The sequence below is a fragment of the Mycobacterium simiae genome (assembly GCF_008370645.1).
In the GTDB taxonomy this organism is placed as follows: Bacteria; Actinomycetota; Actinomycetes; order Mycobacteriales; family Mycobacteriaceae; genus Mycobacterium; species Mycobacterium simiae_A.
In genome coordinates, this window is the sequence record NZ_VTZN01000004.1 from 1 (window position 1) to 19,032 (window position 19,032).

Here is a 19,032-nt window from a genome sequence, read left to right on the forward strand (position 1 = left end):
TCGCTGCGGTCGCGGTGACCTTGCCGTCCTCGTCGCCGGCGTACAGCGATGGGTACTTGATCGGTGCGACCAGCTTCCCGTCGGAGCCGTAGCCGACGTTCTGGGTGAAGCGATAGGTGGTGAGACCGTTGACATCCTCTTCGCTGTCGTAGTTGACGTCGAACGCCTTTTGCGCGATCGGATCGAAGTAGGGGTAGGACTTTTTCTCGGTGTGGAACGGAAAGCGGTAGGCCAGTCCTTCGTGTCGCAGCGGGATGGCGGTCGGCGGACTTTCGTCGTTGAAATTGCGTGGCTTCTGTACCGAGCCGCCGGTGTGGGTGTCATCCGACACGGCCATCGCTGTTCTGCGGTTGAGGGTGACGGTGTCGACGATCGCCAGCAGCAGACCGGTGTCCTTTTGCTTGTCGGTCCGTCGCACCGAGGTGCCGACCTGAAGTGTGACCACATCAGCGTTGGCTGGCGATTCGACAGTGACTTGTTGCTGGGACACCAGCGGCACATTCTGGTTGACCACGACACGGTCGCCCGACAACGACGCCGAGTCGAGTGCTGAGCCGGTCCCTTCGCTGATCAGCGTGGCATCGATATCGAGCGGGATCTTGGTGATCCGGCTGCTGGTGTAGGTCGATAGCAGCAGCGCGGCGATCAGCAGAGCGGCTCCGAGCCCGATCGTTCCCAACGCGGCGATCCGCAACATGACGGCTCGGTTCACGCTGCTGTGACCTCCTTCTGGACCACGAACTGTTCGGTCGCAACCCGCTGTGACCTGACCAAGCCGCGCGGCAAACCCCGTTCGACCCTAACAGCAGAATGTGGTGCCCCCGCGTGCCAACCCGCCCCACGGTTGCTGGTGTGCCCCATTCGCGCGCCGACACGCACGGGCAGACTGTGCTGGTGACCGACAATCAGCAGGTAGGTGGAACACGCTCCTTTCTACCGGCCGTGGAAGGTATGCGCGCTTGCGCGGCCATGGGCGTGGTCGTCACCCACGTCGCTTTCCAAACCGGCCACTCCAGCGGAATCTGGGGACGGCTATTCGGGCGATTCGACCTGGCCGTGGCAGTATTCTTCGCGCTGTCGGGTTTCTTGTTGTGGCGCGGGCATGCGGCGGCGGCCCGAGGCTCGGGCAAAAGGCCACGCACGGGCCACTACCTGCGATCGCGGGCGGTCCGCATCATGCCGGCCTATCTGGTGGCGGTGATCGTGATCCTGACCCTGCTGCCTGACTCCGACCACGCCAGCCTGACGGTGTGGCTGGCAAACCTGACGCTTACCCAGATCTATGTGCCGCTTACCCTGACTGGGGGTCTGACGCAGATGTGGAGCCTGTCCGTGGAGGTCGGCTTCTACCTAGTGCTACCCGTGTTGGCGTTGTTGGCGCGCCGTATCCCGGTGGGGTTGCGGGTACCTGCCATCGCCGCTCTGGGGGGCCTCAGCCTGGCTTGGGCGTGGCTGCCCGTGCCCACCGGGTCTGGGATACATCCGCTGAACTGGCCGCCGGCCTTCTTCTCCTGGTTCGCCGCGGGAATGTTGCTGGCCGAGTGGGCCTACAGCCCGCTCGGGCTATCGCACCGGCTGGCACGCCACCGGATACCGGTCGCCATCGTGGCGGTGTCGGCCTATCTGGTGGCTGCGTCACCGTCGGCAGGTCCGGCGGGCCTGATGCCCAGCACGGCCGGCCAATTCGCGGTGAAGACCGCAATGGGCGCGCTGGTGGCATGGGCACTGGTGGCGCCGCTGGTGCTGGACCGGCCCGATACACCGCACCACCTGCTCGGCAGCACTGTCATGGTGACCCTGGGCCGCTGGTCTTATGGGCTGTTCCTGTGGCACCTGGCCGCCCTGGCGATGGTTTTTCCCGTGCTGGGCATCTTTCCGTTCAGCGGGCACCTGCCCACGGTGCTGGTGTTGACGCTGATTTTCGGTTTCGCGATCGCCGCCGTGAGCTACGCCCTGGTCGAGTCGCCCTGTCGGGCGGCATTACGCCGCTGGGAAAGACGCGCCAAGCACATCGAGCCGCAAGATACCGACCGGGAAGCGGACGCAATCGCGCCCTGAGCGGCGTTGGCGGCCTCGGCCGGCCCGTAGGCGCCTGCCCCGGCGGCTAGTTGCTAGTAGCTGGACGAACTGTTGGTGAAACGCCACCGCCTGCGCGCTCAGCGCCCGATACGCCTGATACGCCTGGCCGTGCGTGCCGAACAAAGCCGCGATGGCCGCCGACACCTCGTCGGCGCCCGCAGCAAGCACGGTGGGCGTCGGGCCAGCCGCGTTTTCCGCCGATGGCGCTCTACGCCAAAGTTATTCGTAGCCGCCCTGCTGCTCGAAGATCCGCCGCGGGTTCTCGACGAGCATGGTGTGCAGCTGCTCATCGGTGACGCCGCGCTGTTTCAGTGCGGGGATGACGTCGTTGTGAATGTGTAGATAGTTCCAGTTCGGGGCGGCCACCGCGACCAGTTGCTCGGGTAACGCATCGAAGTAGCAGTTGGCGTCGTGCGACAGCACCATCTTGGCGGCGTGGCCGCGCTCGCACATCGTCGCCACGATGTCCACTCGGTCCTGGAACGGCAGGATGACATCGACGCCAAACCTGTCCATACCCAGGTACGACCCGGCGGCGATGAGCTCTTCGAGGTAACCAACGTCGGTGCTGTCGCCCGAGTGTCCGATGATGACCCGGCTCAAGTCCACGCCCTCTTCGGCGAAGATCCGCTGCTGCTCAAGCCCGCGCCGCAACCCGGCGTGGGTGTGCGTGGAAATCGGCACCCCGGTGCGCTTGTGCGCCTGAGCGACCGCGCGCAGCACCCGCTCCACCCCCGCGGTGATGCCGGGCTCGTCGGTGGCGCATTTGAGAATGCCGGCCTTGATCCCGGTGTCAGCGATGCCCTGCTCAATGTCGCGGACGAACATGTCGGTCATCACTTCGGGGCCACCCAGCTGCGCGCCCGGTCCCAGGTAGTGAAAACAGAACGGCACGTCGTTATAGGTGTACAACCCCGTGGCGACGACGATGTTGAGGTCAGTCTGTGCGGCCACGCGGGCGATGCGCGGCATGTAGCGGCCCAGGCCGATCACGGTCAGATCGACGATGGTGTCCACCCCGCGGGACTTCAGCTCGTTGAGCCGGGTGACGGCGTCGGCCACCCGTTTGTCCTCGTCGCCCCAGGCTTCGGGGTAGTTCTGCGCTATCTCGGTGGTCATGATGAATACGTGCTCGTGCATCAGCGTGACACCCAGATCCGCGGTATCGATGGCGCCGCGAGCGGTATTGAGTTCCGACACATCAGTGATGCTAGGTCGAGGTGGTGGTTCGCCAAAGGACCGTTTCTCGGCCGCGGCAATAGCTGTGACGTACGCTCACCCTCGACCTTGTCCCCACCCCGCCTGGAGCCCTCTCATGCTGCTCAATCCGAATCGTCTGCAACGCAAATACCCGGACAGCCGCTCGGGAGAGATCATGGCCGCGACGGTGGACTTCTTCGAATCCCGGGGCAAGGCGCGGCTCAAGCACGACGACCACGAGCGGACCTGGTATTCCGACTTCCTCGACCATGTCGGGCGAAACCGCATCTTCGCCTCGCTGCTGACGCCGGCCGAGTACGGCGCCTCGGACGACTGTCGGTGGGACACCTACCGGATCAGTGAGTTCGCCGAGATCGTCGGCTTCTACGGGTTGAGTTACTGGTACCCGTTCCAGGTGACCGCCCTGGGCCTGGGCCCGATCTGGATGAGCGAGAACGAGGACGCCAAGCGCAAGGCCGCCGCCCAGCTGGAACAAGGAGAGGTGTTCGCCTTCGGCCTGTCCGAGCAGGCCCACGGCGCCGACGTCTACCAGACGGACATGATCCTGACGCCCGCAAAAGATGTTGGACACGGCTGGGTCGCCAACGGCGAGAAGTACTACATCGGCAACGCCAACGTGGCGCGGATGGTCTCCACTTTCGGCAAGATCGACGGGACCCCAGGAAGCCAGGAGTACGTCTTCTTCGCCGCCGACTCCCAGCACGACCGGTATGACCTGAAGAAGAACGTGGTGAACTCGCAGAACTACGTCGCGAATTACGCGCTGCGCGACTACCCGGTCTCTGAGGCCGATCTGCTGCACCGCGGGATGGGCGCCTTCCACGCCGCGCTCAACACGGTCAACGTTTGCAAGTACAACCTGGGCTGGGGTGCCATCGGCATGTGCACCCACGCCTTCTACGAATCCATCACCCACGCCGCCAACCGCCACCTGTACGGCACCGTCGTCACCGACTTCAGCCATGTGCGCCGGCTGCTCACCGACGCCTACACGCGGCTGGTCGCCATGCGGCTGGTTGCCAGCCGGGCCAGCGACTACATGCGCAGCGCGTCGGCCGATGACCGCCGCTACCTGCTGTACAGCCCGCTGACCAAGGCCAAGGTCACCAGCGAGGGAGAGCGGGTGATCATCGCACTATGGGACGTCATCGCCGCCAAGGGCGTGGAGAAGGACACCTTCTTCGAGACGGTTGCGCGGGAAATCGGCCTGCTGCCCCGGCTGGAGGGCACCGTGCACATCAACATCGGGCTGCTGGCCAAGTTCATGCCCAACTTCCTGTTCGGCCCGGACGGCGCGCTGCCGCTGATCGGCCGCCGCGACGACGCCGCCGACGACACCTTCCTGTTCAACCAGGGACCCACCGGCGGGCTGGGCAAGGTGCGTTTCCATGACTGGCGAGTGCCGTTCGACAGTTACGCACACCTGCCTAATGTCGCGCTGCTGCGTCAGCAGATCGACGTGCTGGCCGAGATGCTGGCCAGCGCCACCCCGGATGCCGCGCAGCAAAAAGACATCGATTTCGCGTTCGGTGTGGGCCAGATCTTCGCCCTGGTGCCATATGCGCAGCTGATCCTGGAGGAAGCCCCGCTGTCCGGGGTGGACGAGTCGTTGCTCGACGAGATCTTCGGCTTGCTGGTCCGCGACTTCAACAGCTACGCCGTCGAGCTGAACGACAAGGCGGCCACGACCGACGCGCAGGCCCATTTTGCGATGCGGATGATCCGCCGTCCCGGGCACGACCCGGCGCGTTATCAGCAAATCTGGACCGACCACGTGTTGCCCCTCAACGGCGCCTACCAGATGGCCCCCTGATGCGGCCCTGACCGCTGAGCTGAGCGCGCCAATGTCGGCGGCGGGGTCGGCTCCGGTGTGGTCGGTGGCAACGGCGCGCCGGGCAACACCGGCAACTCGGACTGCGCTCGACAGCTAACTTGACTATGGCTCACCTCACAGTAAAATGACCAGTGGTCATTAGCGCGAGGAGGCCCGATGCCAACGGTGACGTGGGGGCGCGTGGATGCGGCTCGCCGGGCTGCTGTGGTGAACGCCGCCGAGGCCGAGTTCGGGGCGCACGGCTTCTCCCAAGGCAGTCTGAACGTCATCGCTCGGCGTGCGGGCGTCGCGAAGGGCAGCTTGTTCCAGTACTTCGCGGACAAGCGCGACCTCTACTCCTACGTCGCCGAAATGGTCAGCCAGCGCGCGCGCGCCGACATGGAGGGCGTTATCAGTGAGCTGGATTCGAACAGACCGTTCTTCGAGTTCCTCACCGAGCTGCTGGACGCCTGGGTCACCTACTTCGCTGAGCATCCCTCCGAGCGCGCGCTTCATGCCGCAGCGACCCTGGAAGCCGACACCGACGCGCGGATCAGTGTGCGGACCGTCGTTGACCGGCATTACCTGCAAGTGCTGCGGCCGTTGGTGCGCGACGCGCAGACGCGGGGCGACTTGCGTGCGGATGCCGACACCGAGGCGTTGTTGGCGCTGTTATTGCTGATTATTCCCCATCTGGCGTTGGCGCCCTACGTACGTGGTCTGGATCCGGTTCTCGGGCTCGACGACCCAACGCCGGAGCAGCCCGCGTTGGCCGTGCGCAGGTTGGTGGCCGTGCTGGCGGCCGCGTTCTCGATGCCACAGCCGGCCGATGACCCAGCCCATCAACACTATCCGAGGAGTTCAACACCATGACACGCACACGATTAGGTTCGCTGGGCGCGGGGGGCCTCAATTGGGACAGTCTGCCGTTGAAGCTGTTCGCCGGCGGCAACGCGAAGTTTTGGAACCCAGCCGATATCGACTTCTCCCGCGAACAGGCCGACTGGGAGCGGCTGTCGGATAGCGAACGTGACTATGCCATTCGGCTGTGCGCCCAATTCGTCGCGGGGGAGGAAGCGGTGACCGAGGACATTCAGCCGTTCATGTCCGCGATGCGGGCCGAAGGTCGGCTCGGCGACGAGATGTATCTGACGCAGTTCGCGTTCGAGGAAGCTAAACACGTGCAGGTGTTCCGTCTGTGGCTCGACTCGGTGGGTGTCACTGGGGACCTACATGGCTATCTCGATGACCTGCCGTCCTACCGCCAGATCTTCTACGAAGAGCTACCCGAGTGCCTCGACACGCTGTCGTCTGATCCGTCACCGGCGGCGCAGGTCCGGGCTTCGGTCACCTATAACCACATTGTCGAAGGCATGCTCGCGCTCACCGGTTACTACGCTTGGCACAAGATTTGCGTCGAGCGCGGCATTTTTCCCGGCATGCAGGAGCTGGTGCGGTGCATCGGCGACGACGAGCGCCGCCATATGGCGTGGGGAACCTTCACCTGCCGGCGCCACGTCGCCGCCGACGACGCCAATTGGACGGTTTTCGAAAACCGCATGAACGAACTCATTCCGCTGGCCCTAGGCCTGACCAACGATGGGTTTGCCCTGTATGGAGACCCCATGCCGTTCGAGCTGTCGGTGGACGAGTTCCTGCAGTACTCCACCGACAAAGGGATGCGGCGTTTCGGAACCATCAGCAGCGCCCGCGGCCGGCCCGTCGGCGAAATCGACCTCGATTTCTCGCCGGTGCGGCTCGAGGACACGTTCGCCGAGGAGGACCGAAAGGCTCTGGCGGGCGTCTAGCCGACCCAGACCGTCTTGGCGTTGCAGAATTCCCGGATCCCGTGGCCGGAGAGTTCCCGGCCGTATCCGGACCGTTTGACGCCGCCGAATGGCAGCTCGGGGTAGGACACCGTCATGCCGTTGATGAAAACCTGGCCGGCCTCGATGTCGTCGATGAAGCGCCGCTGCTCAGCCTCGTCCTGGGTCCAGGCATTCGATCCCAGCCCGAAGGTGGTGGCGTTGGCGATCTCGATGGCTTCGTCGATGTCGGCGGCGCGGTACATCGAGGCGACGGGCCCGAAGATCTCCTCGGTGTAGAGCGCCATGTCTTTGGTGATATCGGTGATCACCGTCGGTGGGTAGAACCAGCCCGGCCGGTCCAGCGGCTTGCCGCCGCAGCGGATCACCGCCCCGGCCGTGGCGGCGTCTTCGACCTGTTTAGCGATCTCGTCGCGGCCCGATTCGGTGGCCAGTGGGCCCACATCGGTCTCGGGGTGGGTCGGATCGCCGACCCGCAGCGCCGACATCCGCTCGACGAACTTTTCCACGAACTCGTCGTAGATGTCGGCGTGGGCGATGAAGCGCTTTGCGGCGATGCAGGATTGGCCGTTGTTCTGCACGCGACCGGTGACCGCTGTACTGACCGCCCTATCCAGGTCGGCCGAGGGCATCACGATGAACGGGTCGCTGCCACCGAGTTCCAACACCGTCGGCTTGATCTCGTGACCGGCGATAGCGCCGACCGATTGGCCGGCCGGTTCGCTACCGGTGAGGGTGGCCGCAGCCACCCGAGGATCACGCAAGATGGCCTCGACCGCGCCGGAGCCCACCAGCAAGGTCTGGAAGCAGCCGTCCGGGAAGCCGCCGCGGGCAATGACGTCGGCCAGGTAGAGGGCGCACTGCGGCACGTTCGAGGCATGCTTGAGAATCCCCACGTTGCCCGCCATCAGCGCGGGCGCGGCGAACCGGACGGCCTGCCAGAGCGGAAAGTTCCACGGCATCACGGCCAGCACCACGCCCAGCGGCTGATACCGGGTGTATGCCTGGGACGCATTAACCTTCCCCGCGTCGGCCGGCTCGTCGGCCAGCTGCGCTTCGGCGTTCTCGGCATAGTAGCGAAAACCCTTGGCGCACTTGAGTGCTTCGGCCTTGGCGGAGGCCAGCGTCTTACCCATCTCCAGGGTCATCAGGGCGGCGGTCCGGTCGGCCTCGGCTTGCAGCAGATCGGCGGTGGCATTGGCCCATTCCGCGCGCTGCGCGAAAGTGGTGTTGCGGCGGTAGTCGTGGAACCGCTGGTAGGCGCGGGCTATCGTTGCCTCGACTTCATCGTCGGATGCTGCAGTGAAGGTCTTGACTGTCTCCCCGGTGGCCGGGTTGATCGTGGCGATGGGCACGCTGACATCCTTATCGCTGGGTTGGTTATAGACGGCCGGTGTCCAGCCTGCCACGATCGTCTCCGCTGAGGGGTGCCGGATGAGTACTGCTGCTCAGCTGATCGTCATGTGCCTGGAAAACGAGGGTGTCACCGTCGTCTTCGGATTGCCCGGCGAGGAGGACATCGCCTGATCCAGGCACTGGCCGCCTCGAACATCCGCCATGTGCTGACCCGCCACGAGCAGGCCACCGGCCGCGCGGGCGTGGTCTCGGCTACGGTCGATCCGAGCGCGAGCGACTGCCCTTCGGGGCCGGATCCCACTGGTCGTATCGAGTACGGACGAGGCGTTGCCGTCGCTGCGGGCTGCTCTTGACGACGACGCCGTGTCACCGGCTCACCCCAGCGACATTGGCGAGACATACCGCCCGATCAGCGTGCGATGCCACCAGGCGCGATCACGGCGCAATTCGGCCACTGTGGTAAAGCGGTACTCGTAGAGCTGTGCACGCACATATCGCGGTGGCGAGTCAGGGAACGGATTGTGCCGCAATAATTTCAATGTCGCCCGATCGTTGCGCAGCAGCCGTGTCAGCAATGGCGTCATCCATGGCAGCGCGTAGCCCGGGGAAAGCGCGGCGAACCACATCAACCAGTCCAGGCGTAGGTGGTAGGGCGCCCATTGCCGCGGCAGGCGGCGCAAGGAGCCGGGCTTGCCCTTGAATTCGTACTCCTTCCAGGCCGTTTGCCCGGTGATCTCCGGCTCGTCGGTTCCTTCGATCACCACTTCGCGACGAACGCGGCTGATGCTGCCGAATGCGCCATAAGTGTTGACCAAATGAAAAGGATTGAATGACATGTTCATTCGTTGCCGGTTTGACAGCATGTTGCGCACCGGCCAGTAGCTCAGGAACAACACCGCCGCCGCGAGCACCAGCACCAGTGCGGTGAACCACAGTGGCGGCGCCGGCAGCGTCGGCCGAACCGTAATCGGTGCCAGCGCCGCCGCAGCCGAAGGATCGATAGCGCTGCACGCCAGCAGGATCGTCAGCCAGTTGAGCCAGGAGAAATTTCCTGATAACACCAACCAGAGTTGCGTGACGATGATGATGGCGGCGGCGACGCTGGCGATCGGTTGCGGGGCGAACAATCCGAACGGCACTACGAGTTGGGCAAAGTGGTTGCCTGCCACCTCAACCCGGTGCAGCGGCTTGGGCATCCGATGGAAGAACCAACTCAGCGGCCCCGGCATCGGTTGCGTTTCGTGGTGGTAGTACAGGCAGGTCAGGTTGCGCCAGCACGGATCACCGCGCAGCTTGATCAGTCCTGCGCCGTACTCCACCCGAAACAGTAGCCAACGCACCAACAACAGCGTCAGCGTCGGCGGGGCCACCTGCTCGTTGCCCAGAAAGACCGTGAGAAAACCGGCTTCCAGCAGTAACGATTCCCAGCCAAAGCCATACCACAGCTGTCCGACATTGACGATTGAGAGGTACAGTCCCCATAGCGTCAGCCACAGCAACATCGCGGCCCACAACGGCACCCGGTCCACTACGCCGACAATGATGGTCGCCGACAGTGCCGCACCACACCAGCACACCCCGGCGAACAACCGGTCGGAGTAGCCGAAGTGAAAGATGCTCGGCGTACGCCAAAAGGACCTGCCGGCCAGATACCCCGGCACCGGAAGCATTCCGTGCTCTCCAATGAGGGCCCGGAACTGCAGTGCGGAGGCGACGAAGGCGGTCAGATAGATTGCCGCGACGCCACGCTCGAGCACCAGCCTGCCCAGCAAGTATTCGGGTGCCGAAAACCATCCCATGCGGTAGCTCCTTGGACGGTGACCGCGTAACCAGTTAACCAGTCGGTAAAGCGGGAGCCAAGCTGACCTTGGCCTTATCATTTCGGGTGCGTGTGTTCATGACTCGGAGGCCTAGCCATGTGCCGGAGGCCGGCGAAACTGCTTTGGCCGCGCTGCTCTTTACCGTGACCGCGGTCACCGTTCGCGGACGAGAAAGCCGCTTTGGCGCCACGGCCGCTACCACGCTCCTCGGGAAATAAGCACCTCGCGAAGCAGATCCGCCCGATCGGTGATGATGCCGTCCACCCCGATGTCAAGAAGCGCATGCATCATGGCGGGGTCATCGACCGTCCAGGCGTGCACCTGACGCTCAGCAGCGTGCATGACCCGCACCAGTGCCGGGGTAATGACCGGCACGCCGCCAAGCCGCGGTGGCAACTGCACGCAGTCGCTGTCACGCAACATCTGCAACGCATAGGCTCGCCGGCCGGCCGTGCGCGCCGCCATGAACGCCACGAATGCCCCCGTCCCCGCCGAGCTCGCCACGCGCTTGGACAGCAGACGTAACGCCCGCTGGCGACGCCGCTCGGAGAACGAACCGATCAGCACGCGGTCATGTGCGTTCAACCGCTCGATGACCGCGACGGTCGGTTCGATGGCCGACTCGGATTTGATGTCGATATTGACCCGCACATCTGGAAATGCGACAAGAAGCTCTTCGAGGGTCGGGATCAGTTCCCCGCGACCCAAATCCGCTGCGCTGACCTGTCGCCAGGATAACTGGTCGACCGCCCCGGACACTCCCGACTTTGATGGCAGCCTGCCGTCATGCAGAATCACCGCAACCCCGTCACCGGTAGCACGAACGTCAGTCTCGAGGTAACGAAAACCCAGCTTCACCGCCTCGTGGAAGGCGCTGATGCTGTTTTTAGGCAGCGAAAACGAGGTAAATCCCTGGTGTGCCATGGCAATAGGTCCGGTGCTGCGAAAAAACTCCATCTCAACTTCTCCGATCTACAGCCCGCGAAGTAACCGACGCAGCCAACGCGGCAAGCGAAATCAGGCTCAGGAGTTGAACACTCGCCGAATGCCCGGCATAGCCGTCCACCGAGCGCCACGGCTGACGCGACAGCACCGCTCCTGCCAGAATCAGGCCACCGGCACTGAGTCCCGCGGTGACGTTGTCTAGCAGTGGCTTTCGTCGACGCAACGCGTACCGCAAACCGCAAACGGCGCCCACCACGATAACTCCGGCCACCCCGGTAATCGCCGCGCCGGCCACCAGCACCGCAGCCGCAGCCAAGCGCCCGGGCATCCATGGCCGCGGGAGCGGATTACCCGGGCCGACTCGTCGTCTGCGCCACCAGGCGAGCAAGGCCAGCATCGGCAACAACGTCAGCCCGAACGCCAGGCCCGATCGGTACACCGCGTTAGCGGCGAAGGTGAGCGTGATGGTGCCGGGGTCCCCGGCGGGTACTACCCAGCCCTGCTGCCAGCCGTTGACCGCGACGGGAGTCAGCCGGGCTCCGGTACTGGTGTGGGCAACCCAACCTGGGTTGATGCTGTCCGGTATGACCAGCACCCGGGAGGTTGCCGAGGCGGCCGCTCGTACCTCTCGCCGGGCCGGACCCCACACCCCGGTCGACGCGGGAACCGTTGTAGTGCCAAGTAATTCGGCGGCCGTCGGTGCCGACAGTTGGGCCCCGTCGACGACGAACTGGGCGCCGGGGCTGATTAACAGCTCCTGTTGTCCGGCCGGCAGCGCGATCGGGTCGCGTTCGCAGGGCAGCGCTGCCACCGGATTGCCGTCTAACAGTGCCCCTACCGTGGTCCGCACCGACGTGTGCACAAAGCGGCCGGCGACCGCGATCACCGGGCCATGGTCGCAGTCCACGGTGATCTCTCGCAAGCGGTTCCGCGAAGCATCAGCGGGTGCAATAGCAGCGCCGTCGCCGCCCAGTGCCACGACTTCGGCCAGCCCGGGGGGCTTGAGCTGGTCGAAGCCCAGCGCGTTGCGGTCGATAACGTCCTCCCAGTCCAGCAGGCTGACGGTGACGGTGTCGGTGACGCGGGGTTGTAAAGACAGCGTCTGCGGCCCTCCGTCCGGATGCACAACGCGCGCTTGGGGGCCGTCGCCGAGGTTGACCGCCACCATCGTCGGATGGGCAGGCAAGGCCGACCGGCTGGGCAGCACGCGTAACCCGGCCACCTCGGTGGGTCGGGGCAGGGTGAGGCTGATCGTCGGTGGAGTCTTGTGCTGCACCACCCGCTGCGGTGCCGTCCACGCGGTCGCCGGATCGCCGTCGCTGGCCGCGTACGCCGAGCCGAGGAGATCCAGCACATCGGAATCTCCGTGAGCGCGGGTGGCCCCCGGTTGGGCGATCAAATCGGCGAGCTTAGGCCCCTGTCGTGGCCGCACCCATACCATCGGGGTGATCGTAACCGGGTGCGGCACGGTCAGGGTGCGGCTGAGGTTGGCCGGCTCTTCGGGTGCCAGCGCCATCGACGCGGCGCAGCGCATGCTGTCGGTCGCGGGGGCGCAACCCGGCCGGCCCAGCAGGTCCGATCCCAGATCCCAGCGCGTGATCACCGAGTCCGCGGGCGGCCCCGGCACCAGCACGGTGTGCCGGAGCTGGACCGGGTGGGCGAACCCGGCGGCGTCGTACTGGGTGATGGCCAGGTCGGTGATGCCGAACTGCACGCCCGCGGACCCGTCATCGGTGGCGGCCGCGGTGACCCGCACCCAGGGCGTCTCGCCGTACGGCAGCGCCGCGGTGAGCGGCTTTCCCGCCTCGTCGAACCGCAGGGTGGTGCTGCCGTTGACGGTCTCGACCAGAATGCGGCGAATCTGCGCGCCGACGGCGGTGGCGCTGGGGGTCAAGGTGATGACGGCGTTGGTCACCGGGTGGTCAAAATCCACTTGTAGCCATTGCCCGACAGCGGCCTGCAGCGCATTGGACACCCAGGCCGTCGCTGAGTCGCCGTCGATCGCGGCGACGGCCGAGGTCGCCGGGGCCACGTCGGGCATGGCGGTGGAATCCGCCGACGAGCTCGATACCGTGACGCGGCCGCCGGCCCACCCGCCGTACACCAGGTCGGCGCCGGGGACCGGATAGTCGGGCACCCGGTTGTAGGTGTGCCGGGCGTCTCCTACTGCTCGGATCGCCGAAGAGTGCTGATCCACCCGGCCGTAGTCGGTTTCGCGGGCCACCGGGGTGTCGGTGACGGTAACCAGGGGAGCAGGCAGACTGGCGGCCCGAGCATCCTGCGTCAGCAACACCGGCCCCAGCGCCGGTTGGCCCAAGAGCCGGCGCCGTTCGTCCAGACGCAACAGCACTTCGGGCCCACCGTCAACGCGGGGCAGCCGGTCGGTCTCGACGAAGTAGGGCGCGCCAGGGTTGGCTGAGCCACCCACGCGGTAGATCTCTACAGCGGGATAGTGCGGTCGCAGTCCGCTGTCGTTGACGAACCCCGCCAGCGTGCCCGGGCCCATTGGTGCGCCGAACTCGGCCACTTTCTGCAGCCCGGGTGAGCCCGCAACGGCCCGATGCACCAGGATGGGGCGAGCCGACCGCGACGACTCGGGATCGAGATCGTTGCGTAGCACTAGGTACGAAATGCCTTGGCGTGCAAGGGTATCAGCCAATCCGGCCGAGGGGCTCCCAGCCGCGAACAGCCGTTGCACTGAGTCCAGCGCCCGGATGGTCTGCGGCGGGGTCAGCGGAATGGAGTCGCGCACCCCCCACGGGCTGCTACCTAGCACCTGCAGCGGCTCGTCGTGGCTGGTGCCCCACACCTGGGTAGCGAACGGCGCCCCCGGCACCACCAGCACCCGCCCCGGCACAGGTGTCCCGGTGTTATGGGAGCTGAGCCAGTCGGCGGCGCCATGCCAGTAGCGGGGTATCGCGCTGAACGTGCCGGGCGGGGTGAGCCGCCCCGTCCAGGCCAGCGACGTGCTTACCATGAGCGCGGTCAGCACGACGATTCCGACTGCCACTCGTCTGTCGCGCTCGGGGTGCGCAACCGCGCGTAACCACACTGACCTGGGTGCGCTGCCGGGTAGCGGCATTCGGCCCAACAGCTGGGCGATGCCCAGCACCAGCGGCAGCCGGATCACCGGGCCCAGCTTGTGCACATTGCGCAGCGGAGTGCCGCCGGCGTCCAGAAACACCTGCACCTGGTGCGCCAACGGCGAGCCCAACCCACCGCTGTAGCCAATGGCCAGCAACACCACACCGACCAGCAGCATCGTCACCAGCCGGCCGCGAGCCGGCAGCGCTGGGCTGGCCAGTCCGGCCAGCCCAGCCGCCGCCACCAGGCAGGTGCCCAGAATCGCTACCGACCCGGTGACCAGCGGCGCGCCGGCAGTCGCATGGGGCGCCACGAACGGTGTCCAGCTGTCAGTGCCGCGCAGCACCTCCACCAGCGAAGACCATTGGGTCGTCACGCCCGAGGATTCGATGAAGTCCAAGAATGGCGGACTGACCCCGCGCAGCTCAGTCAGCGCCACCACCCACCACAGCGTCGCCAACACCAGCGCCAGCAGCCACCACGCGGTGTAGCGCCACCACAGTCGGTTGGGCCGGTGGCAGGCCAGCCAGATCACCGCGGGTAGACAGCTGGCCAGTGTCGCGATGGCGTTCACCGCGCCCATCAACGCCACCGCCAGCCCGGCCTGGGCGGCCAGCGCCCGCACCGACCGCCCTGACGTGCCGCGCAGCGCCAGGATGGCGGGCAGCAGTACCCACGGCGCCAGCATCATCGGCAGGGTTTCCGAGGAGATCGAGCCCAACGTGGTCAACACCCGTGGTGACAGCGCGAACGCCGCCGCTCCGATCACCCGCGACGCCGGACTGCCGATGCCCAGCGCTTCAGCGACACGCAGCACGCCCCAGCAGCCGACCGTCAGCAGCACGGCCCACCACAGCCGCTGGGTGATCCACCCGGGCACCCCCAGTAGGTGGCCGATCAGGAAGAACGTGCCGTGCGGGAACAAGTATCCGTAAGCCTGGTTCTGGGATTGGCCGAACGGTAAGTCGCTGTTCCACAGATTCGTCGCACGCTGCAGGAACCGCAGCGGGTTGGTGGTGAGATCAAGTTTGGTGTCCGGGGAGATCTGCCTGGGGGATTGAGCGAACGTCAGAGCCAACGCGATGGCGCCGACTAGCAGCAACCACTTGCGAGACAACGGCGCCACCTGCGACCAGGGGGCTGCTTCCGCGTGCGGCGCCCGTGTCGCGGGGCTAGCTACGGTTGCCGTACTCGACCCGGTTGAGCACAGAGGACGACGGATCGCCCCCAGGTAGTGGAGGTTTCGTGTCTTGCTGCACCATCAGCGTAATCCCGAAGATTGCGGCCGCGCCCAGTAACAGACCAACCACCACGCTCGCGGCGGCGGGCGCGACGATCCGATTCATCGGTAGCTCCTTGAGGCGTGAGATCTTGGCGTCCAAAGCCTAGCCGTCAACCTAGCAGAACACGCCCTCACGGCTGCCGCGAGCGATCGCCAGGATGGGGTCGGGCATTCAGGCACGGCTTCGTTTCGCCGCACGGTGGCGGGCAGTAGTCCCGAACGCAACGGTCGCCGTACGGCGCCACCGTGGTCACCGCCGGGGCGGGCACACCCTGCCCTGGCGCCATGCTGACGCCTCGTACTACCAGCGTCACGCCGACGGTCGCCGCGGCACCGATCGACAGACCGGCTGCGATGCTGGCCGCCGCGGCCAGCGTGAACCCGGGCATAATGCTCGTCCCTACTTGTCCCTGCTCGCTAGGGTCGGTCGATAACCTAACAGGGGTTGCCCCCCAACCTGTCGATGAAACACCACCGTGACAGCATGTCCGGATGGCTTTTCCGCGCACGCTGGCTGTGCTCGCCGCCGCGTCGGCGCTGCTGGTGGCCTGCAGCCACGGCGGCACCCGGACCACACCGTCGTCAACGACGCCGCCGAGCTCCGCGACCAGCCTGCCCCCGATCGCCGCTGCGGTGCCCCGCGTGTGCGCTGACCCACAGGAGGTGCCGGCGTCGCTGTCCACTCGCGACAAACTGGCCCAGCTGCTGATGGTGGGAGTGCGTGATGCCGCCGACGCCAAAGCCGTCGTCACCACCTATCGCGTCGGTGGCCTGCTTATCGGCAGTGACACCGACCTGTCGATATTCAACGGCCCGCTGGCCGAGATCGCGGCCGGCGCCGGCCCGCTGCCGCTGGCGGTGGGCGTCGACGAAGAAGGTGGTCGGGTGTCGCGGTTGCGGTCGTTGCTCGGGGGCAGGGGACCGTCGGCCCGGGAGCTGGGACAAACCCAGACCGTGCAGCAGGTGCACGACCTGGCGCTGGACCGGGGCCGCCAGATGAAAAAACTGGGTATCACCGTCGACTTTGCCCCGGTGGTCGATATCAGCGACGCCCCCGATGACACCGTCATCGGGGACCGGTCGTTTGGCTCCGACCCGGACAAGGTCACCGCCTACGCCGGGGCGTACGCGCAGGGTCTGCGTGATGCTGAGCTGCTGCCGGTGCTCAAGCATTTCCCTGGCCACGGGCGCGGCTCCGGTGATTCGCACACCGGCGGGGTCACGACGCCGCCGCTGAGCGAGCTGGTAGCCAGCGACCTGGTGCCCTACCGCACCTTGCTGAGGCAGTCGCCTGTCGCGGTCATGGTGGGTCATCTGCAGGTTCCCGGTTTGACCGGCAGTGACCCGGCCAGCCTGAGCCAGGCGGCGATGGACCTGCTGCGCACCGGAACCGGATACGGTGGGCCGCCTTTCGACGGCCCGGTATTCAGCGACGACCTGTCCAGCATGGCTGCGATCTCCGACCGCTACGGCGTGACCGAGGCGGTGTTGCGCACGTTGCAGGCTGGCACCGACGTGGCGCTGTGGGTCACCACCACCGAGGTCCCCGCTGTACTGGACCGGTTGGAACAGGCGCTGGCCGCCGGGGAACTACAGATGGCGGCCGTCGACGCGGCGGTGGTGCGGGTGGCGAAAATGAAAAACGTCACGCCGAGCTGCGGTCCTTAGCAGCCGATTGCTTACCCTAGGGTCAGAAAGGGGATGGCGATGGCTGGTGGTACCAAACGGCTACCGCGTGCTGTCCGCGAGCAGCAGATGCTCGACGCCGCCGTGCAAATGTTTTCGGTGAACGGTTATCACGAGACCTCAATGGACGCGATTGCCGCCGAGGCGCAAATTTCCAAGCCCATGCTGTACCTGTACTACGGCTCGAAAGAGGACTTGTTCGGCGCCTGTCTGAACCGTGAGCTGAGCCGGTTCATCGACGCGCTACGTGCCGACGTTGATTTGACACGGAGCCCAAAAGAACTGCTGCGCAACTCTATTGGGTCGTTCTTGCGTTATATCGATGCCAACCGGGCGTCGTGGATCGTGATGTACTCGCACGCCATCAGCTCGCAGGCGTTCGCCCATACCATGCGCGAGGGGCGCGAACAGCTCATCGAACTGGTGGCCGAGATGCTGCACGCGGGCACCCGCAACCCGCGCTCGGACGCCGAAATCGACATGATGGCGGTTGCGCTGGTCGGGGCCGGTGAGGCGGTGGCCAGCCGGCTCAGTACGGGTGACACCGATGTTGCCGGGGCGGCCGAAATGATGATCGACCTGTTCTGGCACGGTCTCAAGGGCGCACCGGCGGATCGGGAACTCGGCCATAACCTTGCCGCAGGCTAAATTCGTGCGGTGCCCAGCAGCCCGTTCCGCACCAATGTGGATTTCTTCTGCGCAGTGATCATCGTCGGCCTGTTGGCCGGGGTCGCCGGGTTGTCGACAACGCTGGTGCTGCGCTTCGTCGAACACTCTACGTACCACTACAGTTTCGGTTCTCTCATGGACGGGATCACCGGCAGCAGCCCGGTCCGGCGGGCATTGGGTCCCATGATCGGCGCCACGCTGGCCGGACTGGGCTGGTGGCTGTTGCGGCGCCGCACCGACGTGCCGCCGCTAGCCGGGACCATCGTTCGCCATGACCGGATACCGCGGTTGCCGTGGAGCATCGACGCCGTCCTGCAGGTGGTCCTGGTCGGCTCCGGCGCTTCACTCGGCCGCGAAGGCGCTCCCCGTCAGTTAGCCGCATCGCTCAGCGACGTCGGAACCGCATGGCTGCGGCGGTTATCACCGGATGACCGCGAGATCCTGCTCGCCTGCGCCGCCGGAGCCGGGCTGGGCGCGGTCTATGCCGTTCCGTTGGCTGGGGCGCTGTTTGCCCTGCGTATCTTGTTGAACACGTGGCGGTTGCGGGCGGTGGGAGCGGCATTGATCACCTCGGGCCTGGCCGTCGCGATCGGTTCGACCATCACGCACGATCGCCCAGAGCTGGATTGGCCCAGTGCGGAAGCGACCTATCTGCTGAGCGCGCACGCACTCGCATTAGCGCCAGTCGCCTTTGCGCTGGGTTGGGGGTTCAACCGGATCATGGCGGCGGCGCGGCCGGTTGTTCTGTTACGCGGCTGGATATTGATCCCTAGCCTAGCCGCTGCTGGGTTGTTGACCGGCATCTGTTCAATTTGGTGGCCGGAGTTGCCTGGCAACGGCAAAAGCATCCTGGTGGTCAGCCTGGGCAGCGGGATGACGCTGTCGTCGGCGGCTGTGATCCTGGTGTTGAAGCCGCTGCTCACCGCCCTGTTCCTGCGTGCTGGGGGAGCCGGCGGGCTGCTCACGCCGTCCTTGGCCACCGGCGCCGCGGCGGGATCGCTGCTGGTGCTCACGTTCAACGCCGGAGCCGGGACGCACCTGCACGCACCGGTCATCTCGCTGGCCGGCGCTGCCGGCGTGCTTTCGGTCACCCAGTGCTCACCCATATGGGCGGCGATCTTCGTCTGGGAGTTGGCCCGGCCGCCACTCTGGATGTTGGTGGTCTTGCTAGTCACCGCGCTCGGGGCGGACGGACTGAAGCGGCTTGCTGTGGGACGCCGCTTGCCGCACCCCGACCAACGCGCGGGCTGA

General features: G+C 66.0%; 15 protein-coding genes and 2 pseudogenes. 8 read left to right on the forward strand and 9 right to left on the reverse strand.

Translation table 11 applies throughout. The annotated features are described in order from the left end of the window. On the reverse strand, positions 1-712 hold a 712-nt coding region (locus F0Q45_RS01450; protein ID WP_188112745.1), incomplete at its 3' end, for a DUF3068 domain-containing protein. Positions 713-888: 176 nt separating this feature from the next. On the opposite strand from F0Q45_RS01450, the gene F0Q45_RS01455 reads away from it, so the two are divergent. Next, positions 889-2,058, forward strand: coding sequence for an acyltransferase family protein (locus F0Q45_RS01455; protein ID WP_262490826.1), 1,170 nt, complete (start codon positions 889-891; stop codon positions 2,056-2,058). Here F0Q45_RS01455 and F0Q45_RS01460 read toward each other — a convergent pair. Together F0Q45_RS01460 and F0Q45_RS01465 are read right to left on the reverse strand one after the other, a co-directional pair. Beyond that, a pseudogene (locus tag F0Q45_RS01460) lies at positions 2,058-2,250 on the reverse strand (PE family protein); the annotation flags it as partial. The gene F0Q45_RS01455 and the pseudogene F0Q45_RS01460 sit on opposite strands and share 1 nt — an antisense overlap. Positions 2,251-2,298: 48 nt before the next feature. Then, positions 2,299-3,279 carry a phosphotriesterase-related protein gene (locus tag F0Q45_RS01465; RefSeq protein WP_149652215.1) on the reverse strand — a complete coding sequence of 327 codons (981 nt, stop codon included), beginning with the start codon at positions 3,277-3,279 and terminating at the stop codon, positions 2,299-2,301. Positions 3,280-3,394: 115 nt separating this feature from the next. On the opposite strand from F0Q45_RS01465, the gene F0Q45_RS01470 reads away from it, so the two are divergent. The 3 genes from F0Q45_RS01470 (at position 3,395) to F0Q45_RS01480 (ending at position 6,921) form a co-directional block, all read left to right on the forward strand. Further along, on the forward strand, positions 3,395-5,113 hold the full coding sequence (locus tag F0Q45_RS01470) for an acyl-CoA dehydrogenase (RefSeq protein ID WP_149652216.1): 1,719 nt from the start codon (positions 3,395-3,397) through the stop codon (positions 5,111-5,113). Positions 5,114-5,290: 177 nt separating this feature from the next. Further along, positions 5,291-5,986, forward strand: a complete 696-nt coding sequence (locus tag F0Q45_RS01475; RefSeq protein ID WP_149652217.1) for a TetR/AcrR family transcriptional regulator — start codon at positions 5,291-5,293, stop codon at positions 5,984-5,986. Next, positions 5,983-6,921, forward strand: a complete 939-nt coding sequence (locus F0Q45_RS01480) for a R2-like ligand-binding oxidase (protein WP_149652218.1) — start codon at positions 5,983-5,985, stop codon at positions 6,919-6,921. The genes F0Q45_RS01475 and F0Q45_RS01480 overlap by 4 nt, the downstream gene beginning before the upstream one ends. Here the strand turns inward: F0Q45_RS01480 and F0Q45_RS01485 are convergent. Beyond that, positions 6,918-8,294, reverse strand: coding sequence for an NADP-dependent succinic semialdehyde dehydrogenase (locus F0Q45_RS01485; RefSeq protein ID WP_149652263.1), 1,377 nt, complete (start codon positions 8,292-8,294; stop codon positions 6,918-6,920). The two genes, F0Q45_RS01480 and F0Q45_RS01485, sit on opposite strands and share 4 nt — an antisense overlap. Positions 8,295-8,373: 79 nt before the next feature. On the opposite strand from F0Q45_RS01485, the pseudogene F0Q45_RS01490 reads away from it, so the two are divergent. Beyond that, a pseudogene (locus F0Q45_RS01490) lies at positions 8,374-8,585 on the forward strand (thiamine pyrophosphate-binding protein); the annotation flags it as partial. An 84-nt stretch (positions 8,586-8,669) separates the two neighbouring features. Here F0Q45_RS01490 and F0Q45_RS01495 read toward each other — a convergent pair. From F0Q45_RS01495 to F0Q45_RS01515, 5 genes are all read right to left on the reverse strand, one after another. Next, a complete protein-coding gene (locus F0Q45_RS01495; RefSeq protein ID WP_149652219.1) occupies positions 8,670-10,094 on the reverse strand; it encodes a lipase maturation factor family protein in 1,425 nt (474 codons plus the stop codon). A 216-nt stretch (positions 10,095-10,310) separates the two neighbouring features. Then, entirely contained in the window at positions 10,311-11,072 is a 762-nt protein-coding gene (locus F0Q45_RS01500) for a glycerophosphodiester phosphodiesterase family protein (protein ID WP_149652220.1), read from the reverse strand. A gap of 1 nt (position 11,073) precedes the next feature. Further along, positions 11,074-15,270 (reverse strand): alpha-(1->3)-arabinofuranosyltransferase, encoded by a 4,197-nt coding sequence (locus F0Q45_RS01505; protein WP_149652221.1) that lies wholly within the window; start codon positions 15,268-15,270, stop codon positions 11,074-11,076. A 46-nt stretch (positions 15,271-15,316) separates the two neighbouring features. Further along, positions 15,317-15,490, reverse strand: coding sequence for a DUF2613 domain-containing protein (locus F0Q45_RS01510; protein WP_023369784.1), 174 nt, complete (start codon positions 15,488-15,490; stop codon positions 15,317-15,319). A gap of 67 nt (positions 15,491-15,557) precedes the next feature. Further along, the gene (locus tag F0Q45_RS01515; RefSeq protein ID WP_149652222.1) at positions 15,558-15,815 is read right to left on the reverse strand and encodes a DUF2613 family protein; all 258 of its coding nucleotides are present in this window, start codon (positions 15,813-15,815) and stop codon (positions 15,558-15,560) included. A 103-nt stretch (positions 15,816-15,918) separates the two neighbouring features. Here F0Q45_RS01515 and F0Q45_RS01520 point away from each other — a divergent pair, with 103 nt between their 5' ends. From F0Q45_RS01520 to F0Q45_RS01530, 3 genes are read left to right on the forward strand one after another with little or no spacing between them, the layout of a single operon-like run. Then, positions 15,919-17,094, forward strand: coding sequence for a glycoside hydrolase family 3 N-terminal domain-containing protein (locus F0Q45_RS01520; RefSeq protein WP_149652223.1), 1,176 nt, complete (start codon positions 15,919-15,921; stop codon positions 17,092-17,094). 39 nt (positions 17,095-17,133) lie between these two features. Next, a complete protein-coding gene (locus tag F0Q45_RS01525) occupies positions 17,134-17,760 on the forward strand; it encodes a TetR/AcrR family transcriptional regulator (RefSeq protein ID WP_149652224.1) in 627 nt (208 codons plus the stop codon). 9 nt (positions 17,761-17,769) lie between these two features. Next, positions 17,770-19,032, forward strand: a complete 1,263-nt coding sequence (locus F0Q45_RS01530) for a chloride channel protein (protein WP_149652225.1) — start codon at positions 17,770-17,772, stop codon at positions 19,030-19,032.

Coding starts and splice junctions, on each gene's coding strand:
- F0Q45_RS01515 (WP_149652222.1), bottom strand. CDS start 15,815: ATGCCCGGGTTCACGCTGGCCGCGGCGGCCAGCATCGCAGCCGGTCTG.
- F0Q45_RS01470 (WP_149652216.1), top strand. CDS start 3,395: ATGCTGCTCAATCCGAATCGTCTGCAACGCAAATACCCGGACAGCCGC.
- F0Q45_RS01500 (WP_149652220.1), bottom strand. CDS start 11,072: ATGGAGTTTTTTCGCAGCACCGGACCTATTGCCATGGCACACCAGGGA.
- F0Q45_RS01480 (WP_149652218.1), top strand. CDS start 5,983: ATGACACGCACACGATTAGGTTCGCTGGGCGCGGGGGGCCTCAATTGG.
- F0Q45_RS01475 (WP_149652217.1), top strand. CDS start 5,291: ATGCCAACGGTGACGTGGGGGCGCGTGGATGCGGCTCGCCGGGCTGCT.
- F0Q45_RS01520 (WP_149652223.1), top strand. CDS start 15,919: ATGGCTTTTCCGCGCACGCTGGCTGTGCTCGCCGCCGCGTCGGCGCTG.
- F0Q45_RS01495 (WP_149652219.1), bottom strand. CDS start 10,094: ATGGGATGGTTTTCGGCACCCGAATACTTGCTGGGCAGGCTGGTGCTC.
- F0Q45_RS01510 (WP_023369784.1), bottom strand. CDS start 15,490: ATGAATCGGATCGTCGCGCCCGCCGCCGCGAGCGTGGTGGTTGGTCTG.
- F0Q45_RS01525 (WP_149652224.1), top strand. CDS start 17,134: ATGGCTGGTGGTACCAAACGGCTACCGCGTGCTGTCCGCGAGCAGCAG.